The organism is Aeromonas sp. R7-2 (genome assembly GCF_040908105.1).
GTDB lineage: Bacteria > Pseudomonadota > Gammaproteobacteria > Enterobacterales > Aeromonadaceae > Aeromonas > Aeromonas caviae.
On record NZ_JBFODC010000036.1, the window covers coordinates 472,626 to 492,840 of the forward strand.

The following is a 20,215-nucleotide window of genomic DNA, read 5'->3' on the forward strand; positions in this document are numbered from 1 at the left end:
CAAAAAAACGCCCGGCAACTGCCGGGCGTTTTTCTTTGCGCAAAAGGGCGACGTTCCACCCCTCATTACATGGCGGCGGCGCGCGCCTGATTCAGCCAGTCGTTCACCAGCGCCTCGTGGCCCTTGAGCCAGGCATCGGCATGACGTTCCACGTCCGCCGGCTTGTTCTGCCCCTTGTTCATCAGGCCGTTCTGCACGTTGATGTCATTGAGCGGCAGCTTGACGATGGAGAAGAGCTTGGCGGCGGCCGGATTGGCCTCGGCAAACCGCTTGTTGGCAACGATGTGCATGGTGTTCACCGCAAAGCCGTAGTTCTTGCCGTTCGGCAAGCGGGTCTTGGCCGCATCCGGGGCGTCGGCGGGGACTTCCAGCCACACCACATCCTTGCCCGGCACCAGTTCGCTGCTGAGCCAGTAGGGGGTCCAGGTGTAATAGAGCACCGGCTTGCCGGCCTGGTAGCGAGCCAGGGTATCGGCGATCAACGCCGCGTAGTTGCCCTGCTTGTGGGCCACCGTGGGGGTCAGACCAAAGGCGTCGAGGTGATGGTTGATCGCCCCCTCGCAGCCCCAGCCGGGGTTGCAACCGATGAGGTCGGCCTTGCCGTCGCCATCCCCGTCAAACAGCGCCGCCACCTCGGGATCCTTGAGCTGGCCCAGGTTGGTGATGCCGTATTGGGTCGCGGTCTTCTTGTCGATGAGGTACCCCTGGGCGGCACCGGCCACATAGGTGCCCTCACGGAAGAACACCTTGTCGCCTCCCGCCTGCTCGTACTTGTTGTCCTGCAGCGGCACCCAGTTGAACGCGAGGAAGGTGCCGTCTCCCTGGGCCACCGAGGCATAAGCCACGTTGTAGTCCACCTCCTGGGCGGGCTGGACATCGTAACCCAGACGCCCCATCAGCTTGCTCACCAGCAGGCTCTGGAAGGCCTCTTCCGGCAAGGAGCTCTGCAGGGGCTGAACGCGAACCCCCTCCCCCGGCAACTCGGCGCTGGCCATGGCGAGCGGGCTCAGCAGTTGGGTACTCAGCAGCAATGTGCCCAGGGTCAATCCTTTGGTGGTCTGTCTCATGCATTTACTCCTTTGTAATCGATTTTCTTGTCACGACCGGCCAGGCGCAGCAGCAGGGCGGCGGGGCCGTGCTGATACCAGCGGCCGGTACGGGTGCGATCCGGTTGCCCCATCGCCTGGGTGAGGCGGTCGAGCACGATGGCCAGCAGCACGATGCCGAGGCCGCCGATGGAGGCGAGCCCCATGTCGAGCCGGCCGATGCCGCGCAGCACCATCTGGCCGAGGCCCCCCACCGCGATCATGGAGGCGATCACCACCATGGAGAGCGCCAGCATCAGGGTCTGGTTGACCCCGGCCATGATGGTGGGCATGGCGAGCGGCAGCTGTACCTTGAACAGCAACTGGGAGGGGCTGGCACCGAACGAGTGGGCCGCTTCCACCAGATCCGCAGGCACCTGGCGAATGCCCAGCATGGTGAGCCGGATCATGGGCGGCAGCGCGAAGATGACGGTCACCACCACCCCGGGAACGTTGCCGATGCCAAACAGCATCACGATGGGGATGAGGTAGACGAACGCCGGGGTGGTCTGCATGGCATCCAGCAGCGGCCGGGTCCAGGTGGAGAGCCGCTCGCTGCGGGCCAGCAGGATGCCGGTGGGCAACCCCAGCAGCACACAGAAGAACAGCGAGGTCAGCACCAGGGACAGGGTCACCATGGCATCGGACCAGGCCCCGATGAGCCCGATCCCCACAAGAGATACGAGCGTGCCGAGCGCCATGCGGCCGTTCACCAGTTGCCAGGCAAGCAGGGCCAGGAGCCCCATCATCAGGGTGGAGGGCACCGTCTGCAGCAGATGGGTCATGGCGTTCAGGGTCAGCTCCACCGGTGCGCGGATCAGCTGGAACAGCGGCCGCAGGTTCTCCACCAGCCAGCCGATGCCCCCTTCCACCCAGGTATCCAGCGGCACCAGCGCCTGCTGGAAAGGATCCAGCCAGTCGATGGCGGTTGTGGTGTCGGCGGCTTCGATCTGGTTCTGCCAGTCGGTGGCCAGGGTGTCGGTACTGCCCCAGGGATCGGACACCTCGGTGGACGCAGGCGCGCTCCAGGGGTCTGCCGCCACCTCATCGGCCCGCAGAGAAGGGCTCGCCAGCAGCACCAGGGCCAGCAGCCCGCTCAGCAAGAAATGGGGATTCATCAGCTTCATGCCGGGGTACTCCTGTCCAGGGTGTTGAGCAGATTGGCCTTGGAGATGAGGCCGAGGTAAGTGCCATCCTCCTCGACCACGGGCACCTGACAGGGAGCGGCCGCCACCTGGCTTATCAGTTCATTGAGGGCGGTGTCCGCCAGAATGGGCTGAATGTCCGCCAGCAGCGCCTGCTCCAGGCTGCCTTTGGCCCTGACCGCCTGACCGAGCGACTCCACCGAGACGACCCCGAGGAAACGACGGCTGCGATCCACCACGTAGCCGAACTCCCGCTCAAGCTCCTTGAGCTGGCGCAGGGCGTTGCCCGGCCCGTCGGTGGTGTGTTTCTTGATGAGGGGCACCTGCTTGCGGCTGGCCACGTCCCGGGCGCTGAACACATGAGCCAGATCCACCCCGCGAAAGAAGGCGCGCACATAGTCGTTGGCGGGCTGGTTCAGGATCTCGTCAGGGGTGCCCACTTGCACCAGCTGGCCATCCTGCATGATGGCGATGCGATCGCCGATGCGCATCGCCTCGTCCAGATCGTGGGAGATGAAGACGATGGTGCGCTGCTGACTGGCCTGCAGCTTGAGCAGCTCGTCCTGCATCTCGGTGCGGATCAGGGGATCCAGCGCGGAGAAAGCTTCGTCCATCAGCAGAATGTCGGGGTCATTGGCAAGGGCCCGGGCCAGCCCGACCCGCTGCTTCATGCCGCCGGAGAGGGCATCCGGATAAGCCTCTATCCACTGTCCCAGCCCCACCTGATGGAGCGCCTGACGGGCGCTCTGCTGGCGCTCCGCCAGCGGTACACCGGCCAGCTCCAGCCCGAAGGCGGTATTTTCCAGCACACTCAGGTGCGGCATCAGGGCGAAGGACTGGAATACCATGCTGATCTTCTTGCGGCGCACCCGGCGCAGCTCGCGCTCCGAGATGGCGGCGATGTCCTCGCCATCGATCAGCACCTGGCCGCGGGTCGGCTCGATCAGCCGGTTGAAGAGACGCACCAGGGTGGACTTGCCCGAACCGGAGAGGCCCATCACCACGAAGATCTCCCCTTCGTTGATGGCCAGATTGACATCCTGGACCCCCAGGGTCTGTCCGGTCTTTTTCAGGATACTGGCGCGATCATGCCCTTTCGCCAGCAATTTGAACGCTTTATCCGGCTGATCGCCGAAGATTTTGTAGAGGGATTTGACCTCGAGTTTGACTGTCATATTGTCCTTTTTTCTTGGCCGACGCCTTGCCTGGCAAACCGTCGAACGTGAGCCAATTACTTTTAACACTAAGTAATTTCACACCCAAATAAAAGAACCAATTGAAGCCAGCCTAGAGAGGTTAAATTTAACTTATTGATTTTTATTGGTTATTTTCATTCATAAAAATCCATTAAATCACGATAAAAACGCCTATAACAGACAGGTCCGCCACAGTATCGATGCACTTTCAGCATATTTCATTAATGATTAAAAGGCGTTAGCAGCAGGCGAAAAGAGAGGGTGGGGAGGATGGTGCCCATCGGGGCGATGAATGGCTTATTCATTACATAACTAATCATTTTAATGTCACGCATTCCGGATATTGCTTCAGGCACCTTCAACCATGCCGGTTCAGCCCCCTTCTCTTTGCAGCAACAGGGCACAAAAAAGCCCCCGGCTGTCGCAAGGGGCTCTTCATGGCATCAGAGGGCTCAGCGCCGCTGCCAGGTCTCGAAACAGTAGGGATGGGGGTTCTTCTCGTCGGGGTGATGGGACTCGCGCTCGATGCACGACCAGTCATTCTCGTCGAAGGCCGGGAAACGGGTATCCCCCTCCACCGCCAGATCGATACGGGTCAGATAGAGCCTGTCGGCCCGTGGCAGTAGCTGGCCGTAGAGATGCCCCCCCCCGATCACCATCAGCTCGGCCACATCGCTGCCCGCCAGCAGCGCCAGTGCGGCCTCCACCGAGTCGATGACCTCCACGCCGTCGGCCCGGTAGTCGGGATTGCGGCTGATCACCAGATTGCGGCGCCCGGGCAGCGGTCGCCCGATGGACTCGAAGGTCTTGCGCCCCATCAGCACCGGCTTGCCCAGGGTGACCCGCTTGAAGTGGGCCAGATCCGCCGGCAGGTGCCAGGGCATCTGGTTGTCCAGCCCTATCACCCGATCGTGGGCCATGGCGGCAATCATGGAAATCATCATGGGGTCAACCTCTCGCACCGTCGTCAGATAATGGGGCGGTTACGGTACACGACCAGAGAGGGGATCGCCAAACCGAAACTCAGTGCCCCCACGATAAAGAGCGCCTTGAGGCCGTTCTCCACCGCGCTCTGAAGCAGCTCCATGGTCACCCCGGAGATATTGAGCTCGACGATGGCGATCATGGTCTTGAACGCATAGCTGCCCGGGATCATGGGAATGATGGAGGCGACGCTGAACACCGGGCGTGGTGCCAGCAGGCGGCGCGACCAGTAGACACAGACAAAGCCGACCGTGGTCGCCGCTGCCAGGGTGGCCCACTCGATGGGCATGCCGTAGTGGATGAGCAGGGTACGCAGGCTGTGGGCCAACGCGCCCCCCATGGCGCAATATTTGAGCATCCGTGGCGGCACGTTGAACAGCATGGCAAAGCCCACCGCCGGAATGGCCGACCAGAAGGCATCCTTGGCCAGCAGCCAGAGCAGTTCCATCATACCTTCCACCCCCAGATACCGGTCACCGACATGGCGAGAATGATCCCTATGGCTGCGCTGATGGTCAGCAGTGTCGCCGTGCCCCAGCGGGCCAGCCCCATGTTGAAGTAACCCTTCACCATGTCGGAGACCGCATTGATGAGCGGGAACCCCGGCACCAGCAGCAACACGCTGGCGGCCATGGCGAGATAGGGTTGTTCGCCCCAGCCGAAGAAGGTGGCGCTGGAGGCAAGCAGGGTGGCGATGAAACCGGTGGCGGCAAAGTTGATGAGGGGGCTGTGGTGATGGCGGGCGATGAGCTGGCGCACCCGCATGGCGACCGAGGCCGAGCAGCAGGTCACCAGGAAGATGGGCCAGTCACCGCCAAACAGCAGGCTGAAGGCACCGCAGGAGAGCCCCACCATGGGCACCACCAGCCAGGGGTGATAGTGGAACGGCGTGATGGCCTCGAGGCGCTGACGTACCTCGCGCGCACCGATAAGCGACTTCTCCGTCATGATGCAGATGCGCTGGATCTCGCACACCACCTGCATGTTGATGCCGTGCTCCCGCACCCGGCGGGTGGTGGTGACGCAACTGCCCTGGTAGAGACTGGTGAGGACGATGGCGCTGGAAGAGATGGCCATCTCGACGCTCTCCAGCCCGAGCGCCATGCCCAGGCGGACCGTGGTCTGCTCGATGATGCGGCTCTCCGCCCCAAACTGGGCCAGCATCTGGCCCGCCTTGACGATGATCCGGGTGATCTCCGTCTGCTGCTCTCGCGACAGCACCCTTCCTGGTGTGATGCTTCTCATGATCCCTTTGAGTCATAGCAAGATGAAATGTGTCTGGATATTACCCCAAAATAAATACACCTTCATCCATCTCTATCGGACTGCGGACACTGGTCACTGTTATTCAGCCGCCCGGGGAATATTTGCAGCAAATAAAAAACAATTCACCCAACTTGCTTAACAACTTGTTTGAGAAGGGGTGAAACAAATTAATAAACACCCTGTTTTTTTATATCTTGAACAGGGCCGTGAATTATTTCCGTTTCAGATAACTGGAAAACGCTATCACATTATCCGGCAGCGGGGGCTCTGCCATTTCCTGACAAGATTCGTTCTGCAGATCCAGAATGTGCTGGCGCATGGCGTAGACGGAGTCATGCATCATGTTGGCTATCCGGATGCAGCTGTCGAGGTTGTTTCTTGCCAAGCGGCGCTGGCAGTCGATGCGAAATTGCAGACCTCGCAGCCGACGTTGCCGCTCTGGTCCCACCTGGGCGATCAGGGTCTCTATCTGCTGGTGCAGCAACGCGTCGAGTCGCTCCGGCTCGGCCAGCGCCCAGTACTTCAGGGTATCGAAATCAGGCAGCTCCATATACCCTCCTGGCCGGACCTCGCCCATGGAATGGAACGACGCCGGGCACATCACTATTTCACTGTCCCTAGGGAAGGTTATATAGGATGGGGGCGATTTTGGGCCATTCACCGCCGAGCCACAGGAGTCCGGTTTTTGGCACGGATTGCGCATTGTTGGCGGAAAAAATCATTTATTCCTTATGATTCATGAAATTAACCGAATCCGGCCTGCGTCAGTTTTTTTATAAAATTTCAGCACTATTTTTCTCGGCCTTATGCCTTATTAAGGGACTTTCCTCAAAATTGTTTTTCATTCGACTCTCTCCCTGGCTCGACGCCCTCCCCTTGCCTCATCCTGCGGTTTAACATATCTCACTGATTATGTTATTTTATTTACCACTTTATTGCGGCAACCAAGGGCAGACCATGAGCAAGGCAAGAATCGGTATCGTCACCGTCAGCGATCGCGCCAGTGCAGGCATCTACGAAGATCTCTCCGGCAAGGCCATCATCGACACCCTGAACGCCTACCTGACCTCGGAATGGGAGCCCGTCTATCAGGTGATCCCCGACGAGCAGGATCAGATTGAGGCGACCCTGGTTCGGCTGGTGGACGATGAGCAGTGCTGCCTTGTCGTTACCACGGGGGGCACAGGGCCGGCCAGGCGGGATGTGACCCCGGAGGCCACCGAGGCGGTGTGCGATCGCATGATGCCGGGCTTTGGCGAGCTGATGCGGGCCGAGTCCCTCAAGTTCGTGCCGACCGCCATCCTGTCGCGCCAGACCGCCGGCCTGCGCGGCAGCTCGCTCATCGTCAACCTGCCGGGCAAGCCCAAATCGATCCGCGAGTGCCTGGATGCTGTCTTCCCCGCCATTCCCTACTGCATCGACCTGATGGAAGGGCCCTATCTCGAGTGCGACGAGGCCATCATCAAGCCGTTCCGCCCGAAGAAATAAGCACTGGGTGGGGATTTCCCCCGCCCTTTGCTCATTTGCGCCCATACACCTTGACCCCTGCCCTGCTCCCTTCCGAATTGCCGTACACCTCGATGCGCTTGATGCAGAGCCGGCTGCCGAGTGATTGCCACCCCGACTCCTGATCCTCTCTCAACACCTTGTCGAAATAGAGGGTCTTGCTGCGATCGTTGCCGTAGAACACCTTGACCCGCTCCAGGGTCAACTCCCGCCCTGCCTTGACCATGATGGATTTGGTCGGCCGGCAGGCGAGCATGGGAATGATGGCGGGATGATCGCCGACCCCGAGCAGAATGGTCTGCCCCAAGCGGATATCCTCGTCGGCCATGGCCGGGGGAACAGCAGCCCCCAGCAGCGCCATGGGTACGCAGATGCGCAACGCGCGGGCAAGAGTGGACGAGGAGTGAAGGGAAAACAGCGCTGACATGATGCCTCCTGAAAAAAGGAGTCATGATAAGGGCCCGATGCCAGACCCAAGCTGTACTGGCCCTGTACCAGGGGCCATGACAATGGCCGGAGGCCCGTGTGGGTAACGGGGGCCTGGGCCCCCGTTACCCCTGCCGGACGCGCTAACCGCCCCACATGGCCGACAGCCGCGACTCCATGGCCTCTTCCTGCTCATCCGGCAGCTCGGTGAAGAAGTCGAGCCCGGTCTGCTCCTCCACCTCATCCACCGTCACCACATAGTCCGCCAGCCGACTGGCCGAGACGTTCTCTTGCGGCAGGATGAAGGCGATGGCCCGCTTGCCCGCCAGATCCATCACCACCCGGTAGTAGGCGTGGGGCACGGTCACGCCGTTGCCGATGGCGCCATCGGAGTGGGTGAAGATGGGGCCGGTGATCACCTGCACGCTCTTGTAGGTGATGGCCCACTGCCGGGTCTTCTCCTCCAGGATGCGCCAGGCCCCCTGGTTGAGCGCCGGCAGTTGCGGGGTCATGTTGGTCAGCAGGAAGCTCTGCTTCATGGTGTTGGCGGTGGAGCGCATGTCCGCCGCCGGCGCCTGGTGGCCGCGGTCATAGCCCGAGCCCTTGTAGTCCGACAGGGTGGCGCGAAACTGCACCGGCACCTCCTTGTCCTCGGCGAAGGCATCCTTGCGCGGCACCTGGCCCTGGGCGCTGGCGGCCGTCATCCGGTAAGAGACCCAGTCAGAGACCTTGGTGTCGTAGTTGTACCCGGCGGCATAGCCCTCCCGGCACAACAGCTGACTGGATTGACCGGGTACCCCCAGGGTGACGTGCTCCCCGCACTGGAATCCCGCCGCCAGGCTCGGGAAGGTGGTGAGAGTGAATCCGATAGCCAGAACTAATTTATTGATATTATTCATTATTATGCAACTCCTTGTGTTAGGCGGAGTGATTTGACACCAGGTCGGATGAGTAAGGCAATCGCACAAATAGCGAGCAATCCGGAAATGTGAAGAGGACGGCAAAACCGCAAACAAGGCGCCGCCAACCGGGGGATTGTCATCCCGCCGTCACTGTGCTGAGGGGGGAATTTCTCCAGCACTATCAGAGAGATAAGGGGTCAACACCGAGGCACTCTGTCAGCGCAGCGCCCGGCTCCCGCCACGCACGCCCCTGGCCGGGTCAGGGAATATCGAAAAAATCCCAACGAAATAAGGGATCCTCAAGCCCGATAATTAGTCCGCGCTTGTTTGCTCGAGATCAAACGGAGCCATGAAAAGCCCTCTAGAATCAGCCCGTCATCTATTTGGGGCGCCATGAAAGGGGCCGTTCATTGCGAAAATGCCCGCAGGATTTCTCCTTCATGAATAAGCGTGCCCCGTTGCCGGAATACATCATGGCGCCGCCTCATGCCACGCTTCAAATAACGATGACGACAGACCTTTCATAACAATTAATCCGGTCTGGCACCGCGTACCCTGCGTTTCCAACGATGCCATTCCTGGCCTTCCTGCCGGAAGGCCAGGAATGGTCGTGCTTTTCAATCAGGATAAGGATGCATGATGAAAAAGTCCCTGCTGGCTGGCGCCCTGCTGCTCTGCCCTGCCGCCTTTGCCGCCACCACACACTGGGAATACAGCGGCGAGGCCGGCCCGGCTAAATGGGCCAGCCTGACCCCGGAATATGGCCAGTGTGCCGGCAGCAACCAGTCGCCGGTCAACCTCTCGGGTCTGGTGAAGGCCGATCTGGCCCCCCTGCAGTTCCACTATCAGGCGGGTGGCAAGACGCTGGTCAACAACGGCCACACGGTGCAGGTCCACTATGCCCCCGGCAGCACCCTTGAGCTCGACGGCATGCACTTCGAACTCAAGCAGTTCCACTTCCACGCCCCCAGCGAAAACCTCATCGAGGGCAAGTCCTACCCCCTGGAAGGTCACCTGGTCCATGCCAATGACAAGGGGGAGCTGGCGGTGGTCGCCGTGATGTTCGAGCCGGGCCAGGCCAATGGGGCCCTGAGCCAGGCCTGGCAGGTGCTGCCAGCCAAGGCGGGGGAGATCCATGCCTTCAAGGAACCCATCTCGGCAGAGCAACTGCTGCCCGCCCAGCACGACTACTACCGCTTCAGCGGGTCCCTGACCACCCCACCCTGCTCGGAAGGAGTGCGCTGGCTGGTGATGAAGGAGCCGGTCCAGGCCAGCCAGGCCCAGATCGATGCCTTCAAGGCGGTGATGCACCACCCCAACAACCGCCCCGTCCAGCCTCTCAACGGGCGACTGGTGCTGGAATAAGGGGGTTATCTCACCGATTCGCGCAATAAAAAGAGGGCCTGTTGGCCCTCTTTTGCATCTTTCGCAAAGGTGTTTACAGGCTGGCGGCAATCTTTGCCCCCAGGGCTGTGTTGCTCAGCACCCGCTGGCTATTAACTGTCAGGGAGTTGCCACCGGTCAGCTCGCACACCCGGACGACCGATCACAGGCTGGCAGCGATGCGCGCCCCCAGCGCGGCGTTGTTCAGCACCAACTGGATATTGGCCGCCAGGGAGTTGCCACCGGTCAGCTCGCACACCCGGGCCAGCAGGAAGGGGGTGGACTCCTTGCCCTTGACCCCCTGCTCGTCCGCCTCACGCAGTGCCTGGGCAATGGCGGCGTCGATGTCGGCCTTGGGCATGGCAAACTGGGTCGGGATCGGGTTGGCCACCACGGCGCCCCCGGCCAGCCCCAGCTCCCACTTCAGACGCAGCGCCTCGGCGATGGCCGCCGGGCTCTCCAGGCGGTAATCCACCTTGAAGCCGCTCTCCCGGGTGTAGAAGGCGGGCAGCTCCTCGGTCTGGTAGCCGATCACCGGCACCCCCTGGGTCTCCAGGTACTCCAGGGTCAGACCGATGTCGAGGATCGACTTGGCGCCAGCGCAGACCACGGCCACCGGGGTCTGGGCAAATTCCTGCAGGTCGGCCGAAATGTCGAAGGTCTCCTGGGCACCGCGGTGCACGCCGCCGATGCCGCCGGTGGCGAACACCCGGATCCCGGCCATGGCGGCCACTATCATGGTGGAGGCTACCGTGGTCGCCCCCAACCCCTTGTTGGCCAGCACGAAGGGAATGTCGCGGCGGCTGCACTTGGTGGCGGCATGACCGGCCCGGCCCAGCGCCTCCAGCGCCCCCTCATCCAGACCCACCTTGAGGCGGCCATCGATGATGGCGATGGTGGCCGGCACGGCGCCGTTGTCCCGCACCACCTGCTCGACCTGGCGCGCCGTCTCCACGTTCTGCGGATAGGGCATGCCGTGGGAGATGATGGTGGACTCCAGGGCCACCACCGGCTTGCCGGCGGCCAGCGCGGCGGCAACTTCAGGTTGGATATCGAGGTAAGCGTTCAACATGGGTACTCCTCCAGCATGCGTTCAACGGCGGCCTTGGATAGGCCGGAAAAGACGGTATCGGAACAATTGACGGTGAGGGCGGCGCAACCGAGGGCGAACCGGGTTGTCTCCATGATGCCCTGCTCCTGCAACCAGGCGTGGGCCAGCCCTGCCATGAAGGCATCGCCGCCGCCGGTCACGTTGACGACCGGGCTGCCGAGCACGGGCAGATGGCCCTGGCAGGCCCCGTCGCTATAGAAGATCCCCTGATCGCCCAGGCTCAGGAAGAGTCGCTGCACCCCGGCGCGGTGGAACCAGGCCGCCGCCATGGGCCAGGTGTCGGGCCCGCCGATGGTGAAGCCGCACAGCTGCTCCGCCTCGGTGCGATTGGGTTTGAGGGTGTGGATGCGGTGCAGCCAGGGGCGGATCTTCTCCACCTTGGCCACCGACACGGTGTCCACGAAGATGATGTGCTCCCCCTGGCGCTCGAACAGCCAGTCCAGGGTGTGGGTGGCGAGGTTGGTGTCGAGCACCCAGAGCCGGGCCGCACCGAGAAAACCGCTCAGGGGGGTGAGCCGGGCCGGGGTGAGCTGCTCGATGATCCCCATGTCGTTGACGGCGCAGCTCATCTCGCCGCTGCCATCGTGCAGGCTGAGGTAGCAGGAGGTCGACTGACCCTCCAGTACCAGCACCTGGCGCACATCGACCCCGGCGCGCTGGCTCACCTCCAGCAGGTGGTGGCCGTACTGATCGTTGCCCACCGCGGTCAGCAGCCGGGTGTCGGTGCCAAGGCGCGCCAGGTTCTCAGCGATGTTGCGCCCTACCCCGCCGGCGGAGGTGCGTACCCGGCCCGGGTTGGAATCCCCGATGCGCAGGTTGTCGTGGCTGCAGCCACAGATATCCATGTTGGCGCCGCCGATCACCACGGCGTAGGGGCCTTCGCGCAGCACATAGCCGCGCCCCTGCACATAGCCCTGGCGCATCAGGCTGGAGATGTGGCTTGCCAGCGCGGAGCGGCTGATGCCGAGCCTGTCCGCCAGCTCCTGCTGGGCAATCATGGGATCCTGGCGCAGCAGGGCGAGGATCTCTTGCTCACGTTCCGTCATAGACAAACATCCAGTTGCAAACGTTTGTCTATTATTTCCGAAAAACGTTTTCCCGCCATCCTCTCGTACAAGAAATGTCGGGTCGCGCACAAAAAATCACCGGGCAGTGCCCGGCGATCACAACATGGTTTTCATATGGGCCACTCACCCCAGCTGTACCCAGACCTCGCTCCCCTCCAGCCGCACCGGCCAGCAGGCGACGCTCAGGGCAGGATCGTCCAGACAGCGACCGTCCATCAGGGCGTAGCGCTGCTTGTACAGCGGCGAGGCCACCACGGGCTCCCCACCGGCATCCCCCACCAGGCCACGCCCCAGCACGGCGACGCCGGCCAGGGGGTCCACCCCGTCCAGGGCATAGACATGCTCCCCGAGGCGAAACAGCGCCAGCACCCGCCCCTCCAGCCAGGCGCTGCGCCCGGCCTGCTCCGGCAGCGCCGCCAGCTCGCACACCCGGTGCCACTGCCCATGCTCAAGGTGCGCTGTGTCCTCCTTGAAATCCTTCATACCACCTCCTTGATATTGATGGCGGGCGTGCAACCCGTTGCCCCCGCTCATACCACTTCCTTGACAGCGATATCCGGCACCCATTGCCGCCGCTCCTCACGGCGCGGCGGCGTCTCGTCCTCGGGCCGGTTGACGAAGGCCTCGAACAGCTTGAGCTTGTCCGGATCCGCCAATGTGCTCTTCCACTCGCACTGCCAGGTGCCGACTATCCCCTCCATCATGGCCTCCAGCTCGGCACCGATGCCGAGCCTGTCCTCGATGATCACCGACCTGAGATAGTCGAGCCCCCCTTCCATGTTCTCCATCCAGACCGAGGTGCGTTGCAGCCTGTCCCCGGTGCGCACATAGAACATCAGCAGCCGGTCGATGTAGCGGATCAGGGTCTGCTCGTCGAGATCCGTGGCAAAGAGGTCCGCGTGGCGCGGCCGCATGCCGCCGTTGCCACACACATAGAGGTTCCATCCCCGCTCGGTGGCGATGACGCCGATGTCCTTGCTCTGGGCCTCGGCGCACTCCCGGGTGCAGCCGGAGACCGCAAACTTCAGCTTGTGTGGCGCCCGCAGCCCCTTGTAGCGGTGCTCCAGGGTCTGGGTCAGGGTCATGGAGTCCTGCACCCCGTAACGACACCAGGTGGAACCCACGCAGGACTTCACGGTGCGCACCGACTTGCCGTAGGCCTGACCGGTCTCGAAGCCCGCCGCCACCAGCTCGCCCCAGATGGCGGGCAGCTGGTCGACCCGGGCGCCGAAGAGATCGATGCGCTGGCCGCCGGTGATCTTGGTGTAGAGGCCGTACTTGCGCGCCACCTCGCCGATGGTGATGAGCCCCTCCGGGGTGATCTCCCCCCCCGGGATGCGCGGCACCACCGAATAGGTGCCGTCCTTTTGCAGGTTCGCAAGGAAGGCGTCGTTGGTATCCTGCAACGCGCGGTGGGGCTTTTCCAGCACGTGCTCGTTCCAGAGGGACGCCAGGATGGAGGCCACCGTCGGCTTGCAGATGTCGCACCCCAGCCCCTGGCCATGCTTGTCCCGCAGCGCCTCGAAGCTCTTCAGCTCGCCCACCCGGGCCAGGTGATAGAGCTCCTGACGGCCGTAGGCGAAGTGCTCGCACAACCCCTTGTCCGCCTCGACGCCAAGGTCCGCCAGGGTCTGATCCACCACCTGCTTGAGCAGGTTGCTGCAACCGCCGCAGCCGGTGCCGGCCTTGGTGCAGCTCTTCACCGCCGAGAGCTCGTGATTGCCCGCCCGAACGGCGGCCACCACGTCCCCTTTGCTCACGTTGTGGCAGGAGCAGAGGATGGCGCTGTCCGGCAGCACCAGGGGCGCGGGAGCGGCCCCGACCTCCCCCACCAGCAGGGAGAGCGGTGGCTGGGGCAACGCCACCCCGTTCTGGTAGTACTGCAGCAGTCGCTCGTAATCGGCCCCGTCCCCCACCAGGATGGCGCCGAGCAGGCGATTGCCCTCGCCGTCGGTCACCAGCTTCTTGTAGATGCCGTTGACCCTGTCCAGCAGCAGCAGCTCCTGGGCACCGACGGTGCTGGCGTGGGCATCGCCGATGGAGCCCACGTCCACCCCCATCAGCTTGAGCTTGGTGGACATGTCGGCCCCGATAAAGCGGGTCTCGCCGCCGCACAGACTGGCCACGGCGGCCCGGGCCATCTGGTAGCCGGGGGCCACCAGGCCGAAGATGCGCCCCTGCCAGAGCGCGCACTCGCCGATGGCGAGGATGGCGGGATCCGAACTGTGGCAGCCGTCGTCGATGCAGATGCCGCCGCGCTCCCCGACCTCCAGCCCGGATTGCCGGGCCAGGGTGTCGGCGGGTCGAATACCGGCGGAGAACAGCAGCACGTCGGTCTCAATGTGGGAACCGTCCTTGAAACGCAGGCGATGACGGGCCTGCTCCCCCTGCTCGATGCACTCGGTGGCTTTCTCCACCAGCACCTCGACCCCGAGGGCCTGGATCTTGTCCCGCAGCACGGCGCCGCCGCTCTCGTCGAGCTGCACCGGCATCAGCCTGGGGGCGAACTCCACCACCTGGGTCTTGAGCCCGAGCAGGCGCAGGGCGTTGGCCGCCTCCAGCCCGAGCAGGCCGCCGCCGATGACCACGCCGCTGCGGGCCTGGGCGCAGGCATCGCGGATGGCGGCAAGATCCCCCAGGGTACGGTAGACGAAGCAGCCCTCCCGCTGATGACCGGGGATGGGGGGCACGAAGGGGACCGAGCCGGTCGCCAGCACCAGACGGTCGTAAGGGAACTGCTCGCCGTTGGCCAGCGTCAGGGTGCAGGTGGCCCGGTCGAGCACCTCCACCTCGGCCCCCAGCCGCAGCGCAATGCCGCTCTCCTCATACCAGGCAGGATCCGCCATGCGCAGGGCCTGGGGCGCCTTGCCGCCGAATACCTCGGAGAGGTGCACCCTGTCGTAGGCGGCGTCAGGCTCGGCGCCAAACACCGTCACGTCGAACCGCTCGAGGCCGCCCGCCGCCACCAGCTGCTCGACGAAGTGATGACCCACCATGCCGTTGCCCACCACCAGCAGCCGTTGCTTTTCGGCCGTGTCGGCGGAACCACTGTTCTGGCGACCGAGCAGGTCCATGCCGTCCTCTGCCACCCACTGTTGCTCTTTGTCAGTCATGTCTCTCTTCCTTGAATCCGGCGGGCTCAGGCGCGCAGCTTGCTGCGCACCTGCCCGGCTGCCTTGAGGGGGGTCACCTTGCGCTGCTTCTCGTAGAGGAAGCGCAGCACCTGCTGGCGCAGCTTGTGGTAGTGGGGATCGTCCGCCAGGGCGACCCTGTCTCTGGGCCTTGGCAGGTCCACGGTCAGGATCTCCCCGACGGTGGCGCTGGGGCCATTGGTCATCATGACGATGCGATCGGAGAGCAGCACCGCCTCGTCCACGTCGTGGGTGATCATGATGACGGTGTTGCCAAGCTCCGCCTGGATCGCCATCAGGGCATCCTGCAAATGGGCCCGGGTCAGGGCATCGAGGGCGCCGAACGGTTCATCCATCAGCAGCACCTTGGGGGAGAGCGAGAGGGCGCGGGCGATGCCGACCCGCTGCTTCATCCCCCCCGACAGCTCGTGGGGCATCTTCTGGCTGGCGTGATCCATCTGCACCAGGGAGAGGTAGTAGTCCACCCGCTCCGCCACCGCCCGCTTGTCAGACTCCACCTGGGCCACCGCCAGCGCCACGTTCTGCTGGACGCTGAGCCAGGGCAGCAGGGCGTGGTTCTGGAACACCATGGCCCGCTCGGGCCCCGGGCCCGCCACCTCGCGACCATCGAGAATGATGCCCCCCAGGGTCGGCTCCAGCAGCCCGGCCACCAGGTTGAGGACGGTGCTCTTGCCGCAGCCCGAGTGACCGATGAGGGAGACAAACTCCCCCTTCTCGATGCGCAGGTTGACCCGGCTCAAGGCCTCGAAGCTGCCCTGCTCCGTCTCGAACGAGATGCCGACGTCGCTTATCTCCAGATAACTCTTCATTGGCTCTTCTCCTGCCTGAATAGAAATGTGATTAACGCAGCACCTGGCGCTTGTCCCAGGACAACCACTGCTGCAGGGCCAGCATGCCCCTGTCCAGGGCGCAGCCGATGAGGCCTATGGTGATCACCGCCACCATGATGCGGGCCAGAGACGCAGAGCCGCCGCTCTGGAACTCGTCCCACACGAACTTGCCGAGCCCCGGGTTCTGGGCCAGCATCTCCGCCGCGATCAGCACCATCCAGGCCACCCCCAGGGAGAGCCGCAGCCCGGTGAAGATCATGGGCAGGGCCCCGGGCAGCACGATGCGCCGCACATGGGTCACAAAAGAGAGGCGCAGCACCCGGCTGACGTTGTGCAGATCCCCATCCAGCCCCGCCACCCCCACCGCCGTGTTGATCAGGGTCGGCCAGAGGGAGCAGAGGGTCACCGTCAGGGCCGAGGTGAGGAAGGACTTGGCAAGCCAGGGGGTGGGGTTTGCATACAGAGCGCTCACCACTAGCGTGATGAGGGGTAGCCAGGCCAGCGGCGACACCGGCTTGAGCAGCTGGATCACCGGGTTGGCGGCGCGATAGAGCCCCTGATTCATGCCGAGCAGCACCCCGCACGGAATGGCGATCAGGGTCGCCAGCGCGAAGCCGCACAGCACGGTGAGCAGGCTGGTGGCTATCTGATCGAAGAAGGTGGGACGTCCTGTGTAGGGACGCAGCTTCACCTCGGCCGCCGGATCCGCCGCCAGTCGCTCGGCGTTGCGCACCTGCTGGCGTTCGAGGAAGGCCGCCGCCTTCTCCCGCTCCTGCAGATGCTCCTGCCCGAGGGACCAGAGCTGGCTGGCGGTGGCGAGCGGCCCCGGCAGGGTGCCCAGACTGGTCTGCACCTGGCTCGCCCCCCACTGCCAGAGGCCGAGGAAGAGCAGCACGCCGAGCAGGGGCTGCACCATGATTTTCCAGTTGATGGCTTTTAAATGGATGAGGGGCCATGTGTGTCGTTTCATCGGGATCTCCTTGCTCATTGCACCCGCTCATCGCCCTTGAGGCCGATGGCGAACTGTTGCAGGTAGGCGTTGGGGTGGCGGCCGTCGTAGATGAGGCCGTCGATGAAGCCATCCTGGGGGCCGCGATAGCCCTGCTCGCTGGCAAAGTCCGGGAAGTCACTGGCCTTGAGCTTGCCCTCGGCGATCAGCGCCTCGGCGGCCTGGCGATAGACATCTGGTTGATAGACGGCCTTGGCCACCTGCTCGAACCAGGCGTCCGGTCTGGCTTCGGGGATCTGGCCCCAGCGCCGCATCTGGGTCAGGTACCAGATGGCGTCGGAGTAGTAGGGATAGGTGGCGTGGTGGCGGAAGAAGACGTTGAAATCCGGCACCTGACGCTTGTCTCCCCTGGCGTACTCGAAGGTGCCCGTCATGGAGTTCGCGATCACCTGCTCGTCCGCCCCCACGTACTCGGGTTTGGCCAGCAGCTTGGCCGCCGCGCGCCGGTTGCCGTTGTCGTCTGCATCCAGCCACCAGGCCGCCCGCAGCAGCGCCTTCACCAGCCGCACATGGGTGTTGGGGTGACGCTCGGCCCACTGCCGGGTGACGCCGAACACCTTCTCCGGGTTGTTGCGCCAGATCTCGTTATCCGTGATGACGGGCACCCCTATGCCCCTGGCGACCGCCTGCTGGTTCCAGGGCTCCCCCACGCTGTAGCCGGCGATGGTCCCCGCCTCCAGGGTGGCGGGCATCTGGGGGGGCGGCGTCACCGACAGCAGCACGTCCGCCTGGCGCTGGCCCGAGTTGTCGCCGAGTCGGGGTGCATAGAAACCGGGGTGCAGGCCGCCTGCCGCCAGCCAGTACCTCAGCTCGTAGTTGTGGGGGGAGACGGGGAAGACCATCCCCATGTTGAAGGGCTTGCCCCCCTGGCGATACTCCGCCACCACGGGCTTGAGGGCGGCGGCGCTCACCGGGGGCGGCACCTTGCCCGCCTGCGGCCTGGGCAACTGGGGCACCATGGCGGCCCAGACGCTGTTGGCCACCGTGATGGCGTTGCCGTTGAGATCCATGGCAAAGGCCGTCACCAGCTCGGCCTGGGTGCCGATGCCGATGTGGGCCGCCAGGGGCTGGCCCGCCAGCATCTGGGCACCGTCCAGCTCGCCGTCTATCACCCTGTCCAGCAATATCTTCCAGTTCGCCTGGGCTTCGAGGGTGACGTAGAGTCCCTCATCCTCGAAATAGCCCCGCTCGTAGGCCACCGCCAGCGGCGCCATGTCGGTCAGCTTGATGAAGCCGAGCCTGAGCTCCTCCTGCTCCGGTGCCCCCAGCGCCAGCGCCGGCAGCGACAGCGCCGCCAGCAGCATCCCCGCACATCCTTGTCGTCCGTTCATTGCATCTCCTCCCTCGGTTCCGGGTCAGGGCCATGGCGCCAGGCTGCCTGGAATCGCAGTGCCACCTCGTTGCAGCGCTGCGACCCAAGGTGCGTCGCGACCAAAAAAAAGCCCCGCCGATCCGGGATCGGCGGGGCTTCTTTGCCCTGTTGCGGGTGAGTGACCTGACCGGCCCCTCACTGCGCATCGTTACTTCATTGCTATCGTGTTTTTGTTATTCACTTTCCGTGCCAGCTCGTCCAGGGTGCATCAGGCGGCCCTTTGCGGCCTGTGGTGCCCTGATCCTCCCTCAAATTTGCCTCAATTAGGCGCAGTTGCACCAAAACGGTTGGCCACGGGGGCGCTCAGGCGGGCAAAGCCTGCAGCAGTTGCCGCGCCAGCTCCCCCAGGCTCAGGTGACGGCTCATGGCGGTGCTGCGCATCAGGCGATAGGCCTCGTCCTCGTCCAGCCCCTGATGGCGCATCAGGCGTCCCTTGGCCTGCTCGATGAGCCGCCTATCCTCCAGCTTCTGGCGCAGCTCGCTCTCGGTCTGCATCAGGGCCTGCACCATGGCGAGCTGACTGCGAGCCAGACGCAGCCACTGCTCCACCGGCTCACGCTCGCCGCAAGGGTGGGGCACCAGCAACACCCCCTGCTGCAACAGGGCGAGCTGGGTATCGCCCCCCAGCCGCTCGCAGAACAAGAGGCGCGGCATGTCGGGCCAAAGGGAGAGGCCAAGGCGTACCTCGGCGCTGAACTGGCGGCAACTGACGAGCAGGGCATCCCCCCTCTGCGTCGGAGTCAGCAACTGGCGGGTATCGAGGATCCCGGGCTGATGGCCGTAGTGACTAACCAGCAGGGCCAGGCGGTTCGCCTGGCCCGGGTCATCGGCGTGGATCAACAGCCGGGAAGCGGGGCCGTCCTGGCCCCGGGTGGAAAAAGTGGTCATGGCGCTCCTTGCCGGCGACGATCGCGTTCTGTCTGGCGAAAATGCCGCAACATGAAGGCCAACTCTTTGAATCTACCTCCTTTTTATCTATCAGGAGGTAGTGGGGGTAGAGGAAAAATTGCCCCTCAGGCGACCCGTTCCAGGGCCTCCGTCAGCAGTCCCTGCAGCTCGGCGCGCAGCCGCACCACCTCCCCCATGATGATCAGCACCGGGCTCTGGCCCAGCAGGGCACGGGCGGCCTGCTCCAGGCCATCGAGCGTGGCCTCGTGCACCTGCTGGCGGGGGCTGCAGCCAGCCACCACCAGGGCCACCGGCAGCGCGCCCGGAGCCCCCGCCCTCAACATCCCTTCCCGAATGCGGGCCGCCCGCTCCAGCCCCATGTAGAACACCAGGGTGTGGCCCGCCCGGGTCAACCCCTGCCAGCCCTGATAGTCGCGCTCGTCCATCAGGTGCCCCGTCACCAGGGTCAGGGAGCGGGCCAGCCCCCTGTGGGTCAGGGGAATGAAGCTGCTGGCGGCGCACCCCAGGGCCGCCGTGATCCCCGGCACCAGCTCGGCCTCAATGCCGTGCCGGGCCAGGTGCAGCGCCTCCTCGCCACCGCGCCCGAACACCAGGGGATCCCCTCCCTTGAGGCGCACCACCCGCTTGCCCGTGCGGGCCAGGGCCAGCAGCAGGGCGTTGATCTCCTCCTGGGTCGGGCTCGGCTCACCACAGCGCTTGCCCACATCGAAGCGGGCCGCCCCGTGGGGAATGCGGGCCAGGATCTCGCTCCCCACCAGGCGGTCATAGACCACGACCTCTGCCGCCTCCAGACGGTGCAGGGCGCGCAGGGTCAACAATTCGAGGGGCCCGGGGCCCGCTCCCACCAGACTGATTTGGCTCATCTCAGGCTC

Annotated in this window: 20 protein-coding genes; 2 read left to right on the forward strand and 18 right to left on the reverse strand. The window is 64.1% G+C overall.

Annotation, left to right across the window (positions count from 1 at the left end):
* Positions 1-65: 65 nt before the first annotated feature.
* The 7 genes from proX to AB5Y47_RS17635 all read right to left on the reverse strand — a co-directional run bounded on the left by proX (position 66) and on the right by AB5Y47_RS17635 (position 6,226).
* Positions 66-1,067, reverse strand: a complete 1,002-nt coding sequence (gene proX, locus AB5Y47_RS17605) for a glycine betaine/L-proline ABC transporter substrate-binding protein ProX (protein ID WP_368220435.1) — start codon at positions 1,065-1,067, stop codon at positions 66-68.
* Positions 1,064-2,212, reverse strand: a complete 1,149-nt coding sequence (gene proW, locus AB5Y47_RS17610) for a glycine betaine/L-proline ABC transporter permease ProW (protein ID WP_045525744.1) — start codon at positions 2,210-2,212, stop codon at positions 1,064-1,066. Before proW ends, proX begins: the two co-directional genes overlap by 4 nt.
* Positions 2,209-3,405 (reverse strand): glycine betaine/L-proline ABC transporter ATP-binding protein ProV, encoded by a 1,197-nt coding sequence (gene proV / locus AB5Y47_RS17615; RefSeq protein ID WP_010675435.1) that lies wholly within the window; start codon positions 3,403-3,405, stop codon positions 2,209-2,211. The genes proW and proV overlap by 4 nt, the downstream gene beginning before the upstream one ends.
* A 473-nt stretch (positions 3,406-3,878) precedes the next feature.
* Positions 3,879-4,370 carry a type 3 dihydrofolate reductase gene (folA, locus tag AB5Y47_RS17620; protein WP_045525742.1) on the reverse strand — a complete coding sequence of 164 codons (492 nt, stop codon included), beginning with the start codon at positions 4,368-4,370 and terminating at the stop codon, positions 3,879-3,881.
* A gap of 23 nt (positions 4,371-4,393) precedes the next feature.
* Positions 4,394-4,861, reverse strand: a complete 468-nt coding sequence (locus AB5Y47_RS17625; protein WP_010675437.1) for a threonine/serine exporter family protein — start codon at positions 4,859-4,861, stop codon at positions 4,394-4,396.
* Positions 4,858-5,655: a threonine/serine exporter ThrE family protein gene (locus tag AB5Y47_RS17630; protein ID WP_042014428.1), complete on the reverse strand. Its 798-nt coding sequence runs from the start codon at positions 5,653-5,655 to the stop codon at positions 4,858-4,860. Before AB5Y47_RS17630 ends, AB5Y47_RS17625 begins: the two co-directional genes overlap by 4 nt.
* 232 nt (positions 5,656-5,887) lie before the next feature.
* Complete coding sequence (locus AB5Y47_RS17635) at positions 5,888-6,226, reverse strand: DUF3135 domain-containing protein (protein ID WP_010675440.1); 339 nt, start codon at positions 6,224-6,226, stop codon at positions 5,888-5,890.
* 407 nt (positions 6,227-6,633) lie between these two features.
* Between AB5Y47_RS17635 and mog the strand changes: the two genes are divergently transcribed.
* Complete coding sequence (mog, locus tag AB5Y47_RS17640; protein ID WP_041212474.1) at positions 6,634-7,164, forward strand: molybdopterin adenylyltransferase; 531 nt, start codon at positions 6,634-6,636, stop codon at positions 7,162-7,164.
* A gap of 31 nt (positions 7,165-7,195) precedes the next feature.
* Here mog and AB5Y47_RS17645 read toward each other — a convergent pair whose 3' ends face one another.
* Together AB5Y47_RS17645 and AB5Y47_RS17650 are read right to left on the reverse strand one after the other, a co-directional pair.
* Positions 7,196-7,543 carry a DUF2541 family protein gene (locus tag AB5Y47_RS17645; protein WP_029314779.1) on the reverse strand — a complete coding sequence of 116 codons (348 nt, stop codon included), beginning with the start codon at positions 7,541-7,543 and terminating at the stop codon, positions 7,196-7,198.
* A 208-nt stretch (positions 7,544-7,751) separates the two neighbouring features.
* Positions 7,752-8,507: a DNA/RNA non-specific endonuclease gene (locus tag AB5Y47_RS17650; RefSeq protein WP_010675443.1), complete on the reverse strand. Its 756-nt coding sequence runs from the start codon at positions 8,505-8,507 to the stop codon at positions 7,752-7,754.
* A 642-nt stretch (positions 8,508-9,149) separates the two neighbouring features.
* Here AB5Y47_RS17650 and AB5Y47_RS17655 point away from each other — a divergent pair.
* Positions 9,150-9,875 (forward strand): carbonic anhydrase, encoded by a 726-nt coding sequence (locus AB5Y47_RS17655; protein WP_045525738.1) that lies wholly within the window; start codon positions 9,150-9,152, stop codon positions 9,873-9,875.
* A gap of 181 nt (positions 9,876-10,056) precedes the next feature.
* Here AB5Y47_RS17655 and AB5Y47_RS17660 read toward each other — a convergent pair whose 3' ends face one another.
* The 9 genes from AB5Y47_RS17660 to cobA form a co-directional block, all read right to left on the reverse strand.
* Positions 10,057-10,965, reverse strand: a complete 909-nt coding sequence (locus AB5Y47_RS17660) for a pseudouridine-5'-phosphate glycosidase (RefSeq protein ID WP_045525736.1) — start codon at positions 10,963-10,965, stop codon at positions 10,057-10,059.
* A complete protein-coding gene (locus AB5Y47_RS17665) occupies positions 10,959-12,050 on the reverse strand; it encodes a PfkB family carbohydrate kinase (protein WP_042014421.1) in 1,092 nt (363 codons plus the stop codon). Before AB5Y47_RS17665 ends, AB5Y47_RS17660 begins: the two co-directional genes overlap by 7 nt.
* A 144-nt stretch (positions 12,051-12,194) precedes the next feature.
* Complete coding sequence (nirD, locus tag AB5Y47_RS17670) at positions 12,195-12,554, reverse strand: nitrite reductase small subunit NirD (protein ID WP_042865446.1); 360 nt, start codon at positions 12,552-12,554, stop codon at positions 12,195-12,197.
* Positions 12,555-12,601: 47 nt separating this feature from the next.
* On the reverse strand, positions 12,602-15,184 hold the full coding sequence (gene nirB / locus AB5Y47_RS17675; protein WP_368220436.1) for a nitrite reductase large subunit NirB: 2,583 nt from the start codon (positions 15,182-15,184) through the stop codon (positions 12,602-12,604).
* Positions 15,185-15,210: 26 nt separating this feature from the next.
* On the reverse strand, positions 15,211-16,032 hold the full coding sequence (locus AB5Y47_RS17680; RefSeq protein WP_010675449.1) for an ABC transporter ATP-binding protein: 822 nt from the start codon (positions 16,030-16,032) through the stop codon (positions 15,211-15,213).
* A gap of 31 nt (positions 16,033-16,063) precedes the next feature.
* Entirely contained in the window at positions 16,064-17,023 is a 960-nt protein-coding gene (locus tag AB5Y47_RS17685; RefSeq protein WP_045525809.1) for an ABC transporter permease, read from the reverse strand.
* Positions 17,024-17,037: 14 nt separating this feature from the next.
* The gene (locus tag AB5Y47_RS17690; RefSeq protein ID WP_233265265.1) at positions 17,038-18,393 is read right to left on the reverse strand and encodes a CmpA/NrtA family ABC transporter substrate-binding protein; all 1,356 of its coding nucleotides are present in this window, start codon (positions 18,391-18,393) and stop codon (positions 17,038-17,040) included.
* 344 nt (positions 18,394-18,737) lie between these two features.
* The gene (locus tag AB5Y47_RS17695; RefSeq protein ID WP_010675452.1) at positions 18,738-19,322 is read right to left on the reverse strand and encodes an ANTAR domain-containing response regulator; all 585 of its coding nucleotides are present in this window, start codon (positions 19,320-19,322) and stop codon (positions 18,738-18,740) included.
* A 125-nt stretch (positions 19,323-19,447) separates the two neighbouring features.
* Entirely contained in the window at positions 19,448-20,206 is a 759-nt protein-coding gene (gene cobA / locus AB5Y47_RS17700; RefSeq protein WP_010675453.1) for a uroporphyrinogen-III C-methyltransferase, read from the reverse strand.
* Positions 20,207-20,215: the final 9 nt, after the last annotated feature.

Bases quoted from the DNA above. Each gene is read 5' to 3' on its own strand.
- proX (WP_368220435.1), bottom strand. From the start codon at position 1,067: ATGAGACAGACCACCAAAGGATTGACCCTGGGCACATTGCTGCTGAGT.
- proW (WP_045525744.1), bottom strand. From the start codon at position 2,212: ATGAAGCTGATGAATCCCCATTTCTTGCTGAGCGGGCTGCTGGCCCTG.
- proV (WP_010675435.1), bottom strand. From the start codon at position 3,405: ATGACAGTCAAACTCGAGGTCAAATCCCTCTACAAAATCTTCGGCGAT.
- folA (WP_045525742.1), bottom strand. From the start codon at position 4,370: ATGATGATTTCCATGATTGCCGCCATGGCCCACGATCGGGTGATAGGG.
- AB5Y47_RS17625 (WP_010675437.1), bottom strand. From the start codon at position 4,861: ATGATGGAACTGCTCTGGCTGCTGGCCAAGGATGCCTTCTGGTCGGCC.
- AB5Y47_RS17630 (WP_042014428.1), bottom strand. From the start codon at position 5,655: ATGAGAAGCATCACACCAGGAAGGGTGCTGTCGCGAGAGCAGCAGACG.
- AB5Y47_RS17635 (WP_010675440.1), bottom strand. From the start codon at position 6,226: ATGGAGCTGCCTGATTTCGATACCCTGAAGTACTGGGCGCTGGCCGAG.
- mog (WP_041212474.1), top strand. From the start codon at position 6,634: ATGAGCAAGGCAAGAATCGGTATCGTCACCGTCAGCGATCGCGCCAGT.
- AB5Y47_RS17645 (WP_029314779.1), bottom strand. From the start codon at position 7,543: ATGGCGCTGCTGGGGGCTGCTGTTCCCCCGGCCATGGCCGACGAGGAT.
- AB5Y47_RS17650 (WP_010675443.1), bottom strand. From the start codon at position 8,507: ATGAATAATATCAATAAATTAGTTCTGGCTATCGGATTCACTCTCACC.
- AB5Y47_RS17655 (WP_045525738.1), top strand. From the start codon at position 9,150: ATGAAAAAGTCCCTGCTGGCTGGCGCCCTGCTGCTCTGCCCTGCCGCC.
- AB5Y47_RS17660 (WP_045525736.1), bottom strand. From the start codon at position 10,965: ATGTTGAACGCTTACCTCGATATCCAACCTGAAGTTGCCGCCGCGCTG.
- AB5Y47_RS17665 (WP_042014421.1), bottom strand. From the start codon at position 12,050: ATGACGGAACGTGAGCAAGAGATCCTCGCCCTGCTGCGCCAGGATCCC.
- nirD (WP_042865446.1), bottom strand. From the start codon at position 12,554: ATGAAGGATTTCAAGGAGGACACAGCGCACCTTGAGCATGGGCAGTGG.
- nirB (WP_368220436.1), bottom strand. From the start codon at position 15,184: ATGACTGACAAAGAGCAACAGTGGGTGGCAGAGGACGGCATGGACCTG.
- AB5Y47_RS17680 (WP_010675449.1), bottom strand. From the start codon at position 16,032: ATGAAGAGTTATCTGGAGATAAGCGACGTCGGCATCTCGTTCGAGACG.
- AB5Y47_RS17685 (WP_045525809.1), bottom strand. From the start codon at position 17,023: ATGAAACGACACACATGGCCCCTCATCCATTTAAAAGCCATCAACTGG.
- AB5Y47_RS17690 (WP_233265265.1), bottom strand. From the start codon at position 18,393: ATGAACGGACGACAAGGATGTGCGGGGATGCTGCTGGCGGCGCTGTCG.
- AB5Y47_RS17695 (WP_010675452.1), bottom strand. From the start codon at position 19,322: ATGACCACTTTTTCCACCCGGGGCCAGGACGGCCCCGCTTCCCGGCTG.
- cobA (WP_010675453.1), bottom strand. From the start codon at position 20,206: ATGAGCCAAATCAGTCTGGTGGGAGCGGGCCCCGGGCCCCTCGAATTG.